Source organism: Bacillus sp. 105MF (assembly GCF_000374885.1).
Lineage (GTDB): Bacteria > Bacillota > Bacilli > Bacillales > Bacillaceae_G > Bacillus_A > Bacillus_A pseudomycoides.
Map to the genome: position 1 here is coordinate 18,885 of NZ_KB895578.1, position 18,646 is coordinate 37,530.

An 18,646-nucleotide genomic window follows, 5' to 3' on the forward strand; every position below is an offset into this window, starting at 1 on the left:
GAGCGGTTGTTTTAGTTTTCCTCCCCATTTCTTTTTTATGCATCATTTATTAAGAAATATAACTGTTAATTTTTTGCTGCATCGTTGGAATGTCTTCACGTGTTACAGTAAAGCGAACAACTCTTTCATCTAAGTCTAAAGCTTCTGAAAATAAACCTGCTAACCCACGGGCTTTTCTGTCAACTTCCATAATAATGTCCAAACGATCATAAGCACGTGGTAAAATTAATAATTCCAATTCATCCAATTTGCCATAATACTGTCCGGAAACTGGAATGAACTCAAACTCTTGCGCAAATGGAATATTGGCACGTAAATGACGTGGTAATTCTTCACACTCCGCTTGACGAAGCCTAAATCCTAATTGTTTTACGCTATCTAAAACACTGTTTAATAACACATTCGGTAGCACCTGAATGTAATCACGATCACTCGGATCAATACTGTGCTTAATATCAAGACCTGTATGAATCCAAACCGTTTTCATTCCAAATGTAAGTGGCGCTTCAATTGGCATTGAGAATGAAAATGGAATTTCTACTTTTTCATTTGGAGATATCGTAATAGGTTCGGTTAAACGTACTCGTTCTAGATCGAATGTAGCACTTACTTTTTTATCATCTACTTCTCGTATATACGATGTCGATAGTGTTAAATAAATGCTTTCAATTTGTTGATTGACTGATCCACCCGTAATATGAACCACACCTACAATTTCTTCTCCTACTAAATATTCATCTTTCTCAAGAACTGTATCCACTTTTGCATTTCCTATTCCAACGCTTGCTAAAAACTTTTGAAACATGTATCCCCCATCCTTTCTAATGCATAGCGTACATCTTCTCTAACTTCTTGTATATTTTCGTAATAAGGAGGCTTCATCCGTAGCATTCGCATAATAATTTCACAGTTTTCTTTCATTAGCTGTAACTCTTCATACCATGGCCTTTCTTCTTTTGCAGTAGATTCATAGCCAGAGTATAATAAAAATAATGTAAAGTGGCCTAGCGCATAAAAATCACTACGATAGTGAATTTCTCGCATATAGGCTTGTTCTCCTTCATAGGTAGATACTCGTTCATCGATTTCTTCTATAAATCTAGCTAATCCAAAATCGATAATACTAACCTGCTCCTCTTTTATTAAAATGTTAGGAATTCGTAAGTCTCGGTGAATAATACCTTTACTATGAAAATAAGAAACTGGCTCAAGTACTTTATATAAAATCTGAAAAACCTCACGCTCTTCATATACATGTCCATCTTTGAAAATGAAGTCTTCAAAATTCTTACCTGGCATGTACTCCATTACAAAAAACGGCTGTTTTTTCCATATAAAGCCGTCATATAAGCGCGGTATTGCCGGATGATCTAACTGCTCTAAAATCGCTTGCTCCTGTGCGAATGACCTTCTACCTGACATATATTTTTGCTTACTTTGTCTTAACTGTTTCAAAACTCTTTTTTCTTTCGTTTGCAAATCATAAACGATATATGTAAAGCCATAGCTGCCCATTCCAATTACTGATTCAATTTTATAGCGCTGCGAGACAATTGTATCCATACGCAGCGGTCTATCAAACCAGGCGAGTATATCACGCCATTTCATCAACTACTTGAAAAAAAGCTGCGGCTTTTACGCTTTCTTTTATAATGCTGATGTCCATAGCCATGAGAATTTCTCCTCTTGTTATAATCACTACTTGAATACGAACGACCTCTATGACGATAATCACTACTTGAATATGAACGATATCTATTCTTCTTTCCTAGTAAAGAATCAATAATTTTTTTGAACATCCCTTCACCTCTTGCTTAAAATTTTCTTTTTATTATATCAATAATTACGCTTTATGTTTGTGACAAGTTTGTAAAGAAAGAATTTTGAAGTGTAAAAAACGACGAGTAGATCCCGTCGTTACTTTCACCCTTCATCCTCATCAAACACTTCATCAATCATACATTTTTCTAGTAAATATTCAAATGTAATATCAGCGAGATCTTCAATCTCTTCTCGCTTTGGTACATACCCTCTCTCAATTAGTTGCTCATAAAAAAACTCCGCAATTTCTTCCGTATCAATTACGACTTCAATTTCCTTCATGAGCATCACCCCTTTATTTCTGTTTTATGAAAAAATTTCAAAATTATGTATACGAGATTAGAAAAATAGATTTTCTTTTCCAAATCATACTTGTCTATCATATCCTTTCACCTTGCAGCATACGATGTAGTACAAGCTATTTGAAGGGGGAAATACGAATGGAATATCAATATGAAATAGAGCAAAGAAAAGAAGAGTTCATGCATGAAGATAAATGGGCAGACTCTATCATTAAAGGGCTTATTATTTTTTTAACTATTGTAGGTATACCGTACACAATATATATTTTTGTTCAATTTCTTCTTGCTTTCTAACTATTTTTTCTCTGTTAATTTAACTAAATAATTATGGACGACATCCATAACAATTTTATATTCTTCATCTTGAAATGTTTCGTATAATAATTGATAGTCGTTATAAATATCTAATAATCCATCAATAATTTCTTGTCTGCTTGTTTTAATACTCACCTTTTTTGAGTTGTTTATTGACTTCAATTTTCCTAAATCTAATTTATTCATCCCGGCTTTATCTTGTTTCATTTTTTTCAAGATTGCATTAGCAGTTTGTGCATTCGCAAGCAAAGTTAAATCTGATTCATCAGCCTCTAACCACTCACCATCTGTAATTCTCGATAATTCATATATTGTATCTTCCCAGGCATCATTTTTATACCGCCACACCTCTGTGCGAAACCCAACGATACGAAAAACATCTTTATCATATCCCGTAACTTGCACAAGATCACCGAACGTAAAATGATAGCGTAATTCAATCCATTCTGTTTCACCTTTTTTCATTTCTTGTTCCGTAACATGTTGAAGTGTTTGTTCCACGTAATATCCATCATGATTATTAACTTCATATACATAAACACCATCTAATATTTTCATATTTGTTGTTTTTCTATTTTTATTCGGTCTTCTTCTTCAAAGAAAGCCCGGAATTTTTCGTTATCTTTAATCTTTTCATACATCTCTAACAGCTTTCTCATCTGTTCAATACCCTCTAAATCTTCACAATATTCAGATGTCATTATGTGTATCACTCCCTATAATATAATTATAAAACAAAAAAGAAAACCCGTACACACAGAATATGTACGGGTTCAACTTGCTTTCTCATTATCATTTTTATCTTCACTTTTACCTTCATTTTCATCTTCAAGTTTTATCTCTTGAGCTAATTCAAGAAGTGCTTTAGCTGCCTTACGAGCATCGAAATTTCCGATTTCTTTGTATTTGAAATTCATGGTGCTCCTCACCTCTGCCGATATGATATGCGAGACGTTTTGTCTGTGTTCTTTGTCCGCATGATTCTTATATCTGCCAGATGAAAAACGTAAATTAAAAATCCTCATATATATAGAAAAAAGATGACTTAACTAATCTTTTTTTGACTAATTAAATCATCTTTATTACGGTAACTGAAATTTTATTTTAGATTGCAAATAACAATCTGTACCCAACTCCATGATACTTTCCGTTCTGAGACTTTGTAATCTTACCGTTGTCTTTTACGTACATCGCTTTTCCAGTCTTCAAAGAGCAATTTGCCCAGCCAACATTGCAAACTCCGTTAGTCACACAGTAATGTATTGCTTTAGTCTGATTTTCAAATTTTTCAACCACTTCATCTTTGTCGTTAATTAACACTACGAAGCGTTTTACTCGTTCTGACGGCTTACGAGGTTTTCTAACAGGCTTTTCTTCTTGTAAAGACTGCGTAGCTTTCCATTCCATGTATTTTTGCTCAACTTCTTGATTGCGCTTCATAATTTCTTCATTAATTGCTTTCAAAAGTTCCTGTTTGTTTAATCCATGACGTCGTTTAATACCACACTCCCTTGAAATCACAAACAACTCCTTCATTGATTTTGATTCATTAATGTATAAGTTTGATTGTAAGTTCAACATTACCCACCGTATTTTTATAATTTTCAGTTAACTAACACCTCTTTTATTATATTAACTTAATTTAAGGTGAACGTACATATTTCTGTAGAAATAAACTATCCATAGCTTCGCAATTATTGTACAATAACCTCTAGAAATTTCATCGGAGGTAAATAATTAGAAATGGATTTAAAAAATATTACTCAAGAGCAATGTGAAGAATCTAAAACTAAAAAAAAGAAAGGAAGAACTCGTACAATTGAAGTTTATAAAAATGGAGTGCATATTGAAACTATCGAAGGATTGATTAAAACCTTCAAATGGGCAGCAGAAAATAATATTGCAAATCAAGGATGGATAAAACATTCTCTTAAAAATAATGTCCCTACTATTCCCGGAAGAAAATTCAAAGAAGGGGGTTATCTATTCAAGTACGTCGAGTAATCTGTATATTTTTCCATCATTCTAGTTTTTTAGTATAGTCAAGGAAATCAATACCAATTAAAACAAAAAGCCATCACGAGCTCCAGAAGGCTCACTGTTACATTTTATCAACTTTATATATTAATATATATTCCAAAAGATAATTCAAAGCAATCTGAGAATCCGTTTTTAATAGGAGCCATAAAATCAGCCCATAATTCTTCTAGCATCAATAAACAGACAAAAATGAGACGGTCATATCTTCACAATAGATATGACCGCCTTATTTTTACTTGTAAAGATGTCAGTAATAAAATTGATATTTCATTATATAAAACTTAATCATTAATCTCCTGAATCAAGAAAGTATCTTTTCCCAAATCAAGAACAGTATGATTTTCTTCTAATAATCCTGTATTGCCGGATGTGAAAATAACTTGAATCTCTCCTTTGTGCTCCTTTGCAAATGACTTTAAGATTGTAGTAAACGCATTAAAAGTATCTTTATCCAAGTTCTGTTGTCGAGGTTCATCAAAAATAAGAATTTTAGGGTGATTTGTATCTTTTTCAAGCGCTGTCTCTAGAAATGCCAAATAATAACTAATAATAATTCTTATAAGACCACTGCTTGAAGTAATATAGAACAAATTTTTTCCGTCAATTTTTGGCCTATAATCATTTTTATCGATTGTTATTTGTTTAAATATCTTATTTGTAGCTTCTTTTAGTTTTTCACCATCAAATCCGTCTTTTATAAACTCAAGATTCTTTAGCAACTCTTTAAATGCTTTTGTAAAAAATTTAAGTTTATCATCATCATCTTTTTGTTCTTCTTTCTTATTCACACTTTTTACGAGCCTCTTAACTTCCTCGTCAAGGTTATCAATTTCTTGTAGTGCCAATTCATATTTTGAAATTATCGCTTTTTCTCGAGTTAAATTACTGATTTCATTATTTAATCTGCCTATTTCTCTTGATAAAAAATGATATTCCTTTAAATAGTCAGGTTTTAGCCTTGTATCTAGTTCATCTAGAGTTTCTTGTATTTCTTTAACATCTAAATTAAGTAAAAATAATTTACTCTCAATTTCTTCTTTTTCTCTTTCTTTCAACTTCTTTATGTTTTCAAAATCCTTTTTTTCATCTAACAAATATCCAAATAACTGTTGGCTTTTCGGATGATTATTTATCATAAAATCATGTCCGCATAATGAGCAATTATTTTTTTCAAGTTCGTACTCTTCATCAATTGTAATATTACTTAAACAATGGGGACATTTTTGAATAGGCAAAATAGAAATCATTTTTTTTGCGGTGCTTAATTTATCTATTTTATCAATATCTAAATTTATCTTATTGATATAATAGCTATACTCTTCTATTTCTTTCTCCAGAATATGTAGCTGTTCTTCTTGTTTTCTAATGATATTGTTTAGCCTTCTGAATTTTTCCCTTAAAGGCTTAACATTGTCATTCACTTCTATTTTACTCTCTTCTATATTAGTTAATTGCAATTGATATTGTTCCAGCTTATTATTCAATTCTTTTGTTTCTTGTTCGTTAGCCGCTAAAGATTTTAATTTAAAAACGGATAATATATCCTCTATATCCTGTAATGATCGACGTTTTCCCTTCAGTTCTTCCCTTTTAATCTTGAGCTTTATTTTCTCGCCTAAATTTTTTACAGTACTAAAATTCATTAGTATTTCAAATACCTTTTGTTTAAGTTCAGGAACCCCATAGTAAGGATTCACTGCTTGAATATCATTCCATGAAGTTTGAGGGATAATAAATAATGGCATCAAATTTTGAAAATAGATTTTTGTCCCATCATATTGTACTTCTGGCAGATCAAAATACTGGAATAAGAATTCTTGAAATGTTTTGTTCCCGTCTATATAAGCATCCTTTTTCATTTTCAAATATTCTATTTCTTCTGCCGCATCGATATTTTCTATACCTACATTGTGATATACGGTAATTGGACAATTTCTTTCTAACGCATTTCTTGCGATTGTAACTCTTTTGTTTTCATGGTTGATTAATTGAAGAAAAATTGTATTTTGAATTACCTCTTCACCATTAATTTGCTTCATGATAGGAGGAAAATTAGTATCATTCCAAGATGATTTCCCATATAAATCTTCCCCACCTAAAGCGTATATGATTGATTTAATTAATGTACTTTTCCCAAGGTTATTCTCACCATAAATTAAATTAATTTCTCTTTTTGTTCCATCTTCTTTTAAAAATGAAACAAACCTACCATATTTCCGATGTGACTCCGTCAAAATATCTATTTTTATAGCCTCAATATACATCATTTCCCCCCCCTAAGATTAGTTCTGGAAAATTACTAAATATAAACTTATCTATAGCTTCATTAGTTGTGTTCTTAGGAAATATATTATTAATTACATTCATTCTATTAGTCCACAAAGGTTCTTTTTGTTGAATTTTATCAGCGATTTCCAACCCTAAACTAGTTAAACTTATACAAAATTGGGGTTTTCCCGAACTCGTAACCTTAGATAATTCTAATTCGATTAACCTTTTACTAAGCATATAGTTAAATATTTCATCGTACCTATTGTCCCAAGGTCCTCGCAAATAATGAATCATCGGAGAAAAAGCTTCATATTTTTCATATTCCTTTAATTCCAATATTTCATTTAAATTGGTTTTATTCTTCTTATCTAACACCTTTTCTAAATAGAAGGGATATCTAATTAAGAAATCGTAAAAAGCAAACTTTCTTCTGCCATATAAAACAGGATAATTAGAAACAATAGTCTTTTCATTACCACATATTCTAATTAAAAGTAAAATTCTATACGTATGAAAATCATAATCATCATCCGGCTTTATATAGTTAATTTGTTGATCCAAAGGGATCATATCCATGTTAACTCTATTATTGATTAATATATTAAAAAATACACTACTTTTCTTTTCCATAAAATTACTCCTTATGCCATTTGAGCGGACATTCAGCGGCAATTTGATACATTTGAGCAAATACAATTTCATCATCAATTTCAATCTGTTTACTTTTTTCAAAAATCTTAGATTCCTTAGTTAATTCTTCCTGTAAATCTAACCAAAAGTCATGAGGATTGAAATCTATCTTTGCCTGCTTCTTCCTAAATTGATTAAAACAATGGCTCCTTACTTTTCTCTCAAGTTCCTTTATTACCTGATATTCATTTGTTCTGCCGGTCAATTTTAACTCTTCAAGGTAAAGTAAATATGAGCATCTATTGGTAGTTGCAATATCTATGAGAAATTCAGCATCCTGACCTAATCCAATATTAGAAATTTTTCTTTCTAAGTTACTTTGTTTTTCTCTTTCCTCTTCTCCCCCCACTTTAACCCTTTCTATTTCATCCTCTTCAAAAAACTTCAGATTTATCTTATCAATTTCTTGCTTCTTGCTAACCATCTTCTCATTTTCTTTGTCTTTTAAACTCTCTAATATAGTATTCATTTTGTCTTCAAGGCTATCAAAACGATAATAAATTTGTACTAGTACGCCATCTGCCTTCTGATAAATTTCATCCTCTGACTCTCTAATAATCTCTGCAAACAAGTTATTTGTTAATACTCTATTTTCCACCAGACTCTCTGATGACTTATGAAATACTTCTGTAAGCAACCTTGCTTCCATAGTCTTAGAAACACACTCGATTTCTTTTATTTTTGAGATAAGCTCAATATTTTCTGTTTTTAATACTTCTATAGATTCTTCTGCTGAAATATCGTCAAATTCCCATTTAATTTTAGATATAAAATCTTTCAATTTGACATCATCTTGAACATATTCCATTGCTATTTTATACTGGGTTCTTATATTCCCCTTTTTACTTTCTAATTCAGAGATTGACCTTTGGATTCTTTCACTGTTCGGGTCATCGCTTGTTATCTTATTATTTCTCTTTAATATCATTTCATCAAATTTCTTGATTTGAGCATCTTTTTCTTTTGTAATAAACTCCTCTATAATTTTCCTACTTTCTAAGATTAACTCCTCCAAAAGCTCTTTATCTAGATCGCCATCACTTAATGCCCATTTATCTAATAGAACGCTTTCTCTAGATACTTTACTATTTGTAATAAATTGGAATTCACCTGAATACTTGCAGCTATACTCTGAGTACAAAATAAAAAAGTTAAATATTGACTTTTTTATATCCTCACTTTTTAAACTAAAAGAAGTAGAATAGCATTTAACTTGTGTAAATCTTACGATTGAGTTTATTAAATCTAATTCTTTGATATCGTCTTCAGTTTCACAATAAATCTCTACGTTATTTCCTTCTATATAGTTCCTTATCCATGTATTCAAAGTTTTTAAATACTGATAAAGAAAGCCTCTGTTGGTTGCAATAGCATCTGTATTTTTTTTAAATAGGGATAATTCATAGTTAACCATGACAACTCACCTACAAAATCATTTATTATTCTACATTTTTCCATATATATTATTATAAACTAACTTATTGAGTTATTACATTTCTTTCTAATTCAAAATGTGATTTAATTTTTATTAAATCTTATAATTCTGAAAATTAACTTTATTTTATTTTAACGGAGTTTGGAAGCTTTCTTTAATGTCGAAGTCCTAACGTCCACTAGATAATAAAGAAGGTATAAGCTTTCATAAAAAAGAAATAATATCGATGAGGTTATTAAAATTGAACTAAGAAGGAGAAATGAATATGTCTGATAAGAAGCAAAATGATTCAAAAGAAGAATTAACCCTTCCAGAAATCCCAAGTCTAGATGAGCCGAGCAATCGAGAGGAATTTGGCGAAGGTGTTACAGTTCACATAAGACCTTATCCAGGCATGGTAGTCGGAGATAAAGTCACACTTAACTGGCGGAGCGCTCAATCATCGGAAGAAGACGAAAAGAAGGATAAAGAATAAAAAATAATTCGAAGGGTTATTCGTACAGAATAATCTTTTTTATTTCAACGGAGTTTGGGCCAATTGGTACCTTGGGTGTGAGTGACACTTCCACCATTATTACATGATATTTTTACTTTTTTTTCAAAAAGATAGGCGGTACCTTCTGAGACTGGGCGAGACAATCTTCCTTACTACATACAATCAAACTAGTGATGTTGTAGTAGTAACAGAGACTTCATAGCTCCGAAGCTTAGTCCAACCTACTTCTAACTCGTGCTTCATCACTATCAAAGGAACTTACGAATGAACCCATAAGATACGTCCGGTAACTTCATCGAGCGTAACTGTAGATTAGTACGATCTAATACCACTGTTCTCTTAACCTTAAGATCTCTCTCTTGAATCTTCTCAATTAAGTCTTTAGCAATGATGGATGCTGCTGCTTCTCTATACTGTGTTGAGTTTAAATACTCACGTACTTGTATTAAATGGTATAGCTTGTTATGAAGACTCATTAGTATTTCTCCTTTCTATCGTTTAACTGTGCTACTGCAATCAGCCTAAATCTAGCTGTATCTGTATTACTGTCTGTGTTAAAAGCAGCCAATAAAATAACAGATAATAAATTAAGGCTAAGAGCATATTTCGATTTTTTGAAATAAAAAAAGAAGTCAAAACCAAAAGATTCCGACTTCTCAATTTGTGAATATTTTCACATATGACTACGCAATAATTTCTAATTTAGTGAACGCATCGCTATTATAAACCACACCATCCATGTAAACATCAAACAAGAATCCAAGTGAACCACGAAGAGCATGTTCAGTATCTTGAACTAAAGTCATTTTCGGACCTTGCTTAACCATGACTGCATATCCATCTTCAAGACTTCCAAGAATACATGGAACATGACCAACATCACCAGCATCTAATGAATCAGTGATAACTACTTCCAATCCGAACAACGTATAAGTTGGACGATTATTTACGATTCCGTTTTGTACGTAGAAATTACCTGATGCATCCTTTAACTTAGCAACTCGATTGTAGAATGGTCTAGACATAATGAATTGAGATTTTTGAAGATACTCAGGATGTACGTTAAGAACCATATCTAACAATGTGTCTAATAACTGAGTATCAGTTACAGCAACAGATAGAGTTTGCTTTTTAACCGTAGTATCTGGAACTATTCCACGGAATTCCTCAGCAGCAGTACCACGAAGAATTGATTTTTCAATTGCTTTGAAAGTACGTTTTGCAAGTAAGTTTGGGACGTACTCAACCATATTAGTTGCAGCATCGTTAATTAATTGATTTGTAAGAGCCATGTAAGCTCCCGCACGTTTTTGATTTAAAGAAACTTCTCCGAGAGACATAGCTTCTTCTAATAAGTTCTGTCCCTCTCCAACAAACATACCAACACCAACAGCAGTTTCTCTTGGAATCTTTACAGAACCAGAAGCTGAAGGGATTTTTCTAGCACGAGCAAATACTGGAGAAGTTTCAGCTAACTTCTCAACGATCATATCTGCTACTATTTGAGGAATAACTGCTTCATTTCCAGAAGTCATGTTTCCAGGCAGATTTCGGAAAGTTTCATTGAACTCACGAATTTCTGTTTCTTTACGAAGTTCTACTTCATTTTTATTGCTTACATATCTAAATTCTGTCTTTTCCATTTTTTGTTTCTCCTCTTCTTTTTTAGTTTCTGCTAAACTCGGAATCTCAACTTCCTCAACCAAGTTGATACCACGAGCTGCGATAGTGGATTGGCTATAAGCAGGGTCTTTTACAACGGAAACTTCGTAGAGGAGAAGCTCTTCAATAGTTCTCTCATGAAGACCATTTCCAAGAGCTTTCCATGAATCCGAAATGGTTCTAAAGCCAAATGACATATTTCTAAGAATTCCAGAGTTGATTAATTCGTAGTAGTCTTTTCCCCAAGAAGTTGGAGTAATGGTTGCTTCCATATAAAGACCTATCTCGTCTTCAATTAACTTCAATGAGTTATTTCTTGTAGAAGCTAAGATTTTTTTCGAATCATGCTCTGCTAAAAAACTGACTTCTTTTGCATTCTTAATTGCTTGGGCGAATGCACCTTTAGCTATCTTTTCAACGAATCTTTTTGTGCCACCTAAAACTTCACTTAACTGCTCAGTCTGGTTAACATAGCCAGACACTTTCAATGAACCATCTTGGTTAGCATCCAACTTGGCACTAGCAACACGTAATTCCATTTTCATAATCTCTTTCACTCCCGTATAAAATTTGCTTGTCAAAGCAAACCTGAAAAATGGCAAAAATAAAAAGACGTCCCCCGAAGGATACGCCTCTTCAAAAAGAAAAAATCGATAGGAAACGATAGAACTCATTCTGTCGTTTTATATTTTTAGTAGCTACTTGAAGTAGCCCTTTATTGAATTTGTTTTAAAAAAAGGAGAGCCAGACAAATGGAAAAAACTTACTCTCTTGACATTGGAGAAATTAGGAGGTTAAACCAACTCCCCAATGAACCTTAAAGCCTTTGCAAAAACTTTAAAACTCAACTACGAAATTGAAAAAGAGACGCTCGGAGTAAACGTCTCTCTATAACATAATATATATAACTGGAAGATTTTGTACGAAACATTACTTTTAAATGCAACTTTTTCACTACTTATATAAATATTATATATAAGTCCAAGATTCTAGACACTTTTACTTACTCAATATTAATATATGCGAAAAGCAGTTTATTTTAATAGATTTGAAACTTTTATTCGATGACTTAGATTTTATTGAACTGCCATACTTGCTGCTTCTTTCCACCAATAGATTTTAATGACAGTTCTAATGAATAGTTGTTCTTTTGGTAAAGATAATCTCGAATTATTTTAGGGCCAACTGTACCAGACTTGCTTGTAATTCCAGCTTTTTTGAACATTTCTTTTATTGATTCTTGTTCATGTTTAACCAAGAATCTTCCTTCGTTTTCTGCTAAGAATTCCTCAACATTTTCAGAGGATGATTTCAACCAATGAATCGCTGTTGAAGGATAATACTTCTCAACCATACGTTTGTATGTTCCAACTGTGTCACAAGACATCGTTGCAAAATCTGCCATATCAGATTTCAATTTAGCCAAAATCAATTTATTGATTTTGATATGTGCTAAATCTTTATTATTTCTATCTGTTTCATGCCATACGAAGCTTGGAACTTTTCGCTTTCCATACTTCTTTTGCCATTCATAAATACCAATGTCAGTAAATTCCAAATCTCGTTTTATAGATTCAACTTTGGTTCGAATAGCTTGTCCAAATGGAACTTGAATGTATAGTCTTACTTTCCTATTCTGATCACCTTTACGAACACGAGCAACCGATTGACGAATATCAACAGAAGATGGCGAACCAAGAATGACAACATTTTTCACATCTTCATTGAAGTTGATTCCAGTATTCATGGCGGCGGTCATAAAACCAATAGAACGTTCAGTTTTTTCTTCTTTAATAATTTTCTCTCGAATGTCTTCATCGTTCTTGGCTTTGAACGTTTGGTTTCCTTTACTACTAATAAAGAATGGATTATGATCCAAAAAGTTCCTTGACATTTCATATGCTTGAGTTGCTGATGACGAAAATACTAAAGTCTGCTGACCTTCTTGTAATTCTTTTCGAATCTGATTTTCAATCATCTTTGTTGAGCGAGTTAAGAATACAACTTCAACATTATGATTCGAATAGTTGACAGCGGACATAGGAATGACCAGCTTTTTAAATTCAGCATATTGCAATGGTTCTGGAGTTCCAGTGAGAAGTATCTTTACTGAATTTCGTGCGTTGTTGATGAAGTCAAATGACAGCTCAGTGTTTTCATTAAAGTCAGCATCTTCAACAAAGTAATGAGCTTCATCACAAACAATATAATCGTAATGATTCATGATAAGTCCGTCATTTAATTTTTCTTCCAAAGATTGATAAGTAAAGTAATCAATTACATGAGATACAAATTTATATTCAAGCTGCTCTCCAATTGCTGACCTTGGATAAAGGAATAATATAGATTTATTCTCTTTTTCTACCAACGGAATAAGATGCTTAACAATCATAGTAGTTTTACCACTGTCTGGTTCTGACCAAAATCCGTAATTATAACCTGGTTCCATATTCTTAAAATCTTGTTGATTAAATCGTTCAGATAAGTAAGTCATAGTTGATGTCCTCCGATTGTTTTATTTTCTCTCTCAATACATTTCTATCTGCTGAAGGAAAAACGTAAATCAATCGGACTAAATTCTTTAAGGTAAATTTTTAGGGCGAATTGCTAGTATTAAGAATTCTCCTTTTTTCTTTACCCTTATCACTCATATATAATTTTGTAACACTCTGTGATCAAGCTTCGCTTGAACGCATGGTTCAGGCTTCGCCTGAAACCATATCATGAAATGAGAATTTTATTTAATGATATATAGGTGGTAAATTATAATTATTTGCTATTATAATAAAACGTAGTATGAAATAATACGTTTTTAAAAGGATGATTCTAATGATAGTTACAAATGATTTTCAATGTAATGTTTGTAATAGTATTACTCGTATAAAGGTTCAACTTGGTTGGTTAGATCACTATCCAGTAAGAATCAAATGTGGTAATTGTGATATTTCAATATTCGGCAACGTATATTTAGATCAGCAAAATGCAGGATTTTCTATTAAATTAAAAAATGTAACACCTTTAAAGAACATTGGAAAACCTGATTATCTAATTGAAGTTTCTGGAGAGCTCTTAACTGAAAAAATGCGCCCATATACTGGGAAAATAGATACTTTTTTCCCCCCTTTTTTCAAAAATGGTTTATTCTCTATGGGAGAAAATATCGATAATTTCAAGCAAAGCACCATTCATTTTCTACATAAAATTGAACATGAATGGCCCACTTTGAGACGAATTAATGAGCTATGGTTTAATGGCAATCATACATACTTACCTAAGGAAATTCATAAATTATTAAATAAAACAGAATTCCCTGCAGATAATGAGCTAGAATTATTAAGAGCGATTCATTTTTTAAATTCAATATTCACCAATAATTTTGCAGGTAATTATTTTATGGAAATTACTGACCATATTTTCAAAGAGCTGGACAATACTAGTGACAAAAATCAATTATTTTTGATAGCACGACACTTTGAAAGTTATTTAGCTGATTATGAACGTAAGCTATTCGGTATTATCAATAAGTTTATTGATAAATTCCACATGTTTATTCCTATTTACGGATTAGACTTTTATTCAGAACAAAATCACAAAGAAGAAGTAATCAAAAAATTAGGATTAACAACTGTTGATTTTGAAGATATTAAGGATTTCTACATAGATACTTTTGAAGATATTGGCGATATTTTAAATTTAATGGTTGCATATAATAATTTAAAGCATCGAGCAGACTTCAAAAAAATGAAAGAAAATGTAATCAAAGATATTTTAGATATTGAAGATTATAGTAAAATGCGCAGTAAGGGGCGGAAATTAGAATTTATTAATGGTGAAGAAAGCTTCGATAGAATTTTCGTTTCTAAAGTTGATAATAGATTACGTAATGCAATAGGACATAGAAGTTATACTTATGATGTTATTACTCAAAAATTAACCTATTATCCTTCTGGCGATCAAAAAAAGGGAACTCCTGAAAATATATATTTAACAGAGTTTGTTCTTGAATGTTTTGAGTTAATGCGTTCATGCATCGGACTTTCAGAGATTGTTTATCAAACTCGTAAATTTATTTTTGTCAATCAAGGCATTAAACCTAGAACTTTGCAGGATTACTTTCCTTCTTCTATGAAAAAAAATACTAACACTAATCAAGCTAAAAACAAAAAACGTTCTAATAAAAAGAAAAAGAAAATATCAAGAAAATCTCGTCAAAATAATAGAAAAAGATAAGATAAAAGGACCACTTAGGTCCTTTTCATTTTTAATTATAAAATAAAGATTTTATTACAAATATTATTTCCATTAACAATATTTTCATCTGTAATCTTTAATTTATGATATTCTATGAATGTTAGTAACTGAAATGCTGAAGGGAAGTGTCTACTATGTTTAAAAGAAAAACTGTTAACGATTTATCTTATTCTGAAACTGTAGATAAAATTATTGAACTTAATGAACATCTCAAAAAGTTTTGGTCTACAGCACAAGGATGGGCCCCGATTGAGGCTGCCAATCTACTAAGCAAATCAAGACTAGATTGGCTTGCTTCTCTGAGTTATTCTTTACATAAATGGGATCAAAACCCTGAACCAAACTCTGAGCATGGAGATTTAATTTTGGCTTGGGCAAATCTTGGCGCACTAGTTGAAGGCAGTTTAAAATTCTTCCTATCAGTCTATTATGAAACCTACAAAACTGATATTAATGCAATGTCTCGACGGGGAAACCAAATTGATCCTGATGGAGCAATGTTTAACGGATTAAAAAACTTCTTTAATGACAGTGTTTGGAGCGATTCAGAGCGAAAAGACAAGACAGATTGGCTTACATTAGTTCAAGAAAGAAGAAATGCTATACATGCATACAAAGATAAAGACATTAATGACTTTGATTTCTTCCGTAAGCATGTCAAAAACTACCTTCAATTTTTAATGGATTTAATAGACAGATTACCATATCCCGATGAAGCATACAGACCAAATCTTATTATTAGATAATTACACTAAAAGCCCAAGCCCAACTGGCCTGGTCTTGTTTAGTTAATAATCAACAAGTGTTAAAGAGTATTAAACTCCACCATTTGAAATTTTTAACCACCGATATATAAAACCTTTCTGTCACTTCTACAATTTCTGAACCTGTTCTTTTATAAACCTCACTGAATAACTTATCAAAATCCATTCCATCTTCATCGTTAATTCCTCCTTTTCCTCGCGCTGTACTTTCATCAACCATACGACCTCTTAATTGAAATAGTGGCTCAAGCCCTGCAATTAGTAATTCTACTTCTTTTAGTAATTCAAGTTCTTTTTGTTCCATTTGAAATTCCTCCAGTAATAATTTTAGAATTAATAAAACCGATTTTTAAAACGAACATCAAAATACAATAGTCTCAGCAGTAATTTGTTTTTCTACTACTCTTATATATCGAGCGTACGTTCTTTAAAGCGATAAATGCGACAGATTTGTGAACAAATAAAAAAAGACCTGACTATTACGCCAGATCCTCTTTAATCATTATATATTTTGTTATTTTTAAATAAGAAACGGAACATTAGGCTTATAACCACTCAATTTCTACCGTAGCTTCTACCCTTTCTCTTGTTGTGTCATGATTTGCTTCTGTATTGCTGCTAAACCATATTTTCTTTATAAACTTCTTAAGAAAAGCGTTACAGACTTCATCATTCAACTCCTCAAGCATATCTAGCTTTTTGATAGCATCTTCTAATCTCTTTTGTTCTTCGTCTGTATTTGATAGATTCTCTAACCGAATATCAATAAGTTCCATTTGTTGCCGAACTTGTTTGATTTGTTCTTCATTCCTGTCGCGCATCTCATAAAACTCTACTTTCGTAATCTCTCCATCCATCCGCATTTCTTTCAGATTCCGTTGACGTTTATTGAATTTATCTAATTGCTTCTCTAAAGACTCTTTTTGAATCAATAATTTATTTTCTACCTCAACTGTATCAAGAGATTTTAGCATCCTTAATTCTTGTTCAAAGGCCGGCTTCTTTTCTTTCACTTTTTGTAACACAAACTGTTCAATCGGAGCATATTTATGTCCTCTGTCTCTGCAATTATTATTATCGACTTTATAAATACATGACTTCACAAAATCAACGCCATGCCCATCACATTGAATGTATCTCTTCCGCTTGCAGCAATTACAGTAAATTAAGCCTTGAAGTTTTCTTATAGATTTCGCTTTGTTAAAGAAATTACCAGTCGTATTTTCTGCCAATATCTCCTGTACTTCTAAAAATGTTTGCTTGCTTATAATCGGTTCATGAGCATTTTCAACAAATACTTCATCAACCACCCTACCGTTAACTCGTCTGCACGCTTGAACAACTCCATAATAAACAACGTTCCTTCTGACTTGACTAATATGTGCTGATGTGAGAACTTTACCATTTCTGCTTCTCCACCCTAAAGTATCTAACTGTTTTGCAATTTCGTTAGCACTGACTCGTTCTAATGTCTTTTGAAAGATAAAGCGAATGATTTTAGCTTCATCTTCAACTATCTCTAATCTCTTCTCTTCGTTCTTCTTATATCCTAAAGGAACTCGATTTGACATCGTCCATTTCCCTTGTTCTGCTGCTGCTAATCGTCCTCTTCCCAAACGTTTACGAATTTGTTTATATTCAAAGTTTGCCATCATTGCTTGGAATGAGAAAAGCATTTCATTGCTTTCCTGTGACAAATCAATTGCACCTTGAGGAGTCAAAATTTTGATGTCATGAAGAATGAGCATCTTTTTAATTTCTTCAGCATGAGCGTTGTCACGAGAAATTCTGTCAATATCCATTACAAGGAGAGCATCATAATCATCTAACCTGCTTAATAGCAAATTCAATTGCGGTCTGTCGGTATTAACTCCACTTGAAATCTCTTGATACATGTCGTAAGTTAACTTCTGCTGTTTTGCGAGTTTCGTTAGAGCATTTCTATGACTAGATAAGATTTCATCTATGTCTAGTTGTTCTTCGTTTCTGGATAAGCGTAAATAAATTGCAGCTAATCCCATGTTCTTCACCTCTTATATTATGTACTAGGAATGATACCACATTATTAACCGAATAAAAATAGAAAATTAACATTTGTAATTTTGCCAACAGTTCCATATAGCGTAATCACGACTATATCTCCTACATTATATTTAGGTTGTTTTTTTCTTGCCATTTATATCTCTCCTTTTTAAAGTCGTGATTTTGATACCAGTATATGCAAACGGCAGAAAAACGCTTATCACATCAGCTTATATTCAAAAAAAATTTCAATAAAAAATACATCACTTTTTATAGAGTGATGTACACCAATACAGATATATTTGTATATGTTTAATCGTTATCTTTCTTGTATGTATAGCTCCCACGCCTCATCAAAAATAGACATACTGCCTAGTAATCCACTTAATTCTAAATATGAACTAATTTCATCGTAATCTTCTGATTGCTTCGGAAAACTTAAATCATCGTACATAGCTTCAGCTAAATCTGATATTTCATTTCTGATTAAAGACGCACGATACTTCATCATATAGTGATAAAATGACTTTTTCAAAAATATTCCCTACCTTTCTAACTTGGATACATTATACAAGGG

General features: G+C 32.0%; 22 protein-coding genes. 5 read left to right on the plus strand and 17 right to left on the minus strand.

The features are described from left to right. Positions 1-49: 49 nt before the first annotated feature. The 4 genes from C564_RS0118680 to C564_RS0118695 all read right to left on the minus strand — a co-directional run bounded on the left by C564_RS0118680 (position 50) and on the right by C564_RS0118695 (position 2,103). The gene (locus tag C564_RS0118680; protein WP_018766371.1) at positions 50-805 is read right to left on the minus strand and encodes a sporulation protein; all 756 of its coding nucleotides are present in this window, start codon (positions 803-805) and stop codon (positions 50-52) included. After that, positions 787-1,608: a serine/threonine protein kinase gene (locus C564_RS0118685; RefSeq protein WP_018766372.1), complete on the minus strand. Its 822-nt coding sequence runs from the start codon at positions 1,606-1,608 to the stop codon at positions 787-789. Before C564_RS0118685 ends, C564_RS0118680 begins: the two co-directional genes overlap by 19 nt. Next, the gene (locus C564_RS35060; protein WP_017149660.1) at positions 1,608-1,799 is read right to left on the minus strand and encodes a hypothetical protein; all 192 of its coding nucleotides are present in this window, start codon (positions 1,797-1,799) and stop codon (positions 1,608-1,610) included. The genes C564_RS0118685 and C564_RS35060 overlap by 1 nt, the downstream gene beginning before the upstream one ends. Before the next feature lie 124 nt (positions 1,800-1,923). After that, entirely contained in the window at positions 1,924-2,103 is a 180-nt protein-coding gene (locus C564_RS0118695; RefSeq protein WP_003197525.1) for a YozD family protein, read from the minus strand. Between the two features lie 158 nt (positions 2,104-2,261). On the opposite strand from C564_RS0118695, the gene C564_RS35065 reads away from it, so the two are divergent. After that, positions 2,262-2,417 carry a DUF3930 family protein gene (locus C564_RS35065; RefSeq protein ID WP_003197522.1) on the plus strand — a complete coding sequence of 52 codons (156 nt, stop codon included), beginning with the start codon at positions 2,262-2,264 and terminating at the stop codon, positions 2,415-2,417. Here C564_RS35065 and C564_RS0118705 read toward each other — a convergent pair whose 3' ends face one another. The 4 genes from C564_RS0118705 to C564_RS0118720 form a co-directional block, all read right to left on the minus strand. Beyond that, positions 2,418-2,996 carry a hypothetical protein gene (locus C564_RS0118705; RefSeq protein ID WP_018766373.1) on the minus strand — a complete coding sequence of 193 codons (579 nt, stop codon included), beginning with the start codon at positions 2,994-2,996 and terminating at the stop codon, positions 2,418-2,420. After that, positions 2,993-3,139 carry a hypothetical protein gene (locus C564_RS36860; protein ID WP_018766374.1) on the minus strand — a complete coding sequence of 49 codons (147 nt, stop codon included), beginning with the start codon at positions 3,137-3,139 and terminating at the stop codon, positions 2,993-2,995. The genes C564_RS0118705 and C564_RS36860 overlap by 4 nt, the downstream gene beginning before the upstream one ends. 72 nt (positions 3,140-3,211) lie before the next feature. Beyond that, a complete protein-coding gene (locus C564_RS36865; RefSeq protein WP_003197517.1) occupies positions 3,212-3,355 on the minus strand; it encodes a hypothetical protein in 144 nt (47 codons plus the stop codon). 187 nt (positions 3,356-3,542) lie between these two features. Beyond that, on the minus strand, positions 3,543-4,019 hold the full coding sequence (locus tag C564_RS0118720; protein WP_003197515.1) for a Rho termination factor N-terminal domain-containing protein: 477 nt from the start codon (positions 4,017-4,019) through the stop codon (positions 3,543-3,545). 162 nt (positions 4,020-4,181) lie between these two features. On the opposite strand from C564_RS0118720, the gene C564_RS0118725 reads away from it, so the two are divergent. After that, a complete protein-coding gene (locus C564_RS0118725; protein ID WP_018766376.1) occupies positions 4,182-4,442 on the plus strand; it encodes a hypothetical protein in 261 nt (86 codons plus the stop codon). Positions 4,443-4,759: 317 nt separating this feature from the next. On the opposite strand, the gene C564_RS0118730 is transcribed toward C564_RS0118725, so the two are convergent. From C564_RS0118730 to C564_RS0118740, 3 genes are read right to left on the minus strand one after another with little or no spacing between them, the layout of a single operon-like run. Continuing rightward, a complete protein-coding gene (locus tag C564_RS0118730; protein ID WP_003197513.1) occupies positions 4,760-6,742 on the minus strand; it encodes an AAA family ATPase in 1,983 nt (660 codons plus the stop codon). Beyond that, positions 6,732-7,379, minus strand: coding sequence for a hypothetical protein (locus tag C564_RS0118735; protein WP_018766377.1), 648 nt, complete (start codon positions 7,377-7,379; stop codon positions 6,732-6,734). Before C564_RS0118735 ends, C564_RS0118730 begins: the two co-directional genes overlap by 11 nt. Before the next feature lie 4 nt (positions 7,380-7,383). Further along, a complete protein-coding gene (locus C564_RS0118740) occupies positions 7,384-8,853 on the minus strand; it encodes a dsDNA nuclease domain-containing protein (protein ID WP_003207137.1) in 1,470 nt (489 codons plus the stop codon). Between the two features lie 286 nt (positions 8,854-9,139). Here C564_RS0118740 and C564_RS0118745 point away from each other — a divergent pair, with 286 nt between their 5' ends. Next, the gene (locus tag C564_RS0118745) at positions 9,140-9,349 is read left to right on the plus strand and encodes a hypothetical protein (RefSeq protein WP_018766378.1); all 210 of its coding nucleotides are present in this window, start codon (positions 9,140-9,142) and stop codon (positions 9,347-9,349) included. Positions 9,350-9,618: 269 nt separating this feature from the next. Here the strand turns inward: C564_RS0118745 and C564_RS0118750 are convergent, their stop codons facing one another. The 3 genes from C564_RS0118750 to C564_RS0118760 all read right to left on the minus strand — a co-directional run bounded on the left by C564_RS0118750 (position 9,619) and on the right by C564_RS0118760 (position 13,526). Then, on the minus strand, positions 9,619-9,846 hold the full coding sequence (locus tag C564_RS0118750) for a hypothetical protein (RefSeq protein WP_018766379.1): 228 nt from the start codon (positions 9,844-9,846) through the stop codon (positions 9,619-9,621). Between the two features lie 207 nt (positions 9,847-10,053). Continuing rightward, positions 10,054-11,577, minus strand: a complete 1,524-nt coding sequence (locus C564_RS0118755) for a phage major capsid protein (protein ID WP_026008621.1) — start codon at positions 11,575-11,577, stop codon at positions 10,054-10,056. Positions 11,578-12,101: 524 nt separating this feature from the next. Next, on the minus strand, positions 12,102-13,526 hold the full coding sequence (locus C564_RS0118760; protein ID WP_003197505.1) for a hypothetical protein: 1,425 nt from the start codon (positions 13,524-13,526) through the stop codon (positions 12,102-12,104). A 335-nt stretch (positions 13,527-13,861) separates the two neighbouring features. On the opposite strand from C564_RS0118760, the gene C564_RS0118765 reads away from it, so the two are divergent. Beyond that, positions 13,862-15,262 (plus strand): hypothetical protein, encoded by a 1,401-nt coding sequence (locus tag C564_RS0118765; protein ID WP_003197503.1) that lies wholly within the window; start codon positions 13,862-13,864, stop codon positions 15,260-15,262. A gap of 155 nt (positions 15,263-15,417) precedes the next feature. Next, positions 15,418-16,029, plus strand: coding sequence for a hypothetical protein (locus C564_RS0118770; protein WP_003197501.1), 612 nt, complete (start codon positions 15,418-15,420; stop codon positions 16,027-16,029). A gap of 49 nt (positions 16,030-16,078) precedes the next feature. On the opposite strand, the gene C564_RS0118775 is transcribed toward C564_RS0118770, so the two are convergent. From C564_RS0118775 to C564_RS0118790, 3 genes are all read right to left on the minus strand, one after another. Next, entirely contained in the window at positions 16,079-16,351 is a 273-nt protein-coding gene (locus tag C564_RS0118775) for a hypothetical protein (RefSeq protein ID WP_003197499.1), read from the minus strand. A gap of 241 nt (positions 16,352-16,592) precedes the next feature. Then, entirely contained in the window at positions 16,593-18,068 is a 1,476-nt protein-coding gene (locus C564_RS0118780; RefSeq protein ID WP_003197498.1) for a recombinase family protein, read from the minus strand. A gap of 320 nt (positions 18,069-18,388) precedes the next feature. Then, entirely contained in the window at positions 18,389-18,604 is a 216-nt protein-coding gene (locus C564_RS0118790) for a YozE family protein (protein WP_018766382.1), read from the minus strand. Between the last annotated feature and the right edge of the window lie 42 nt (positions 18,605-18,646).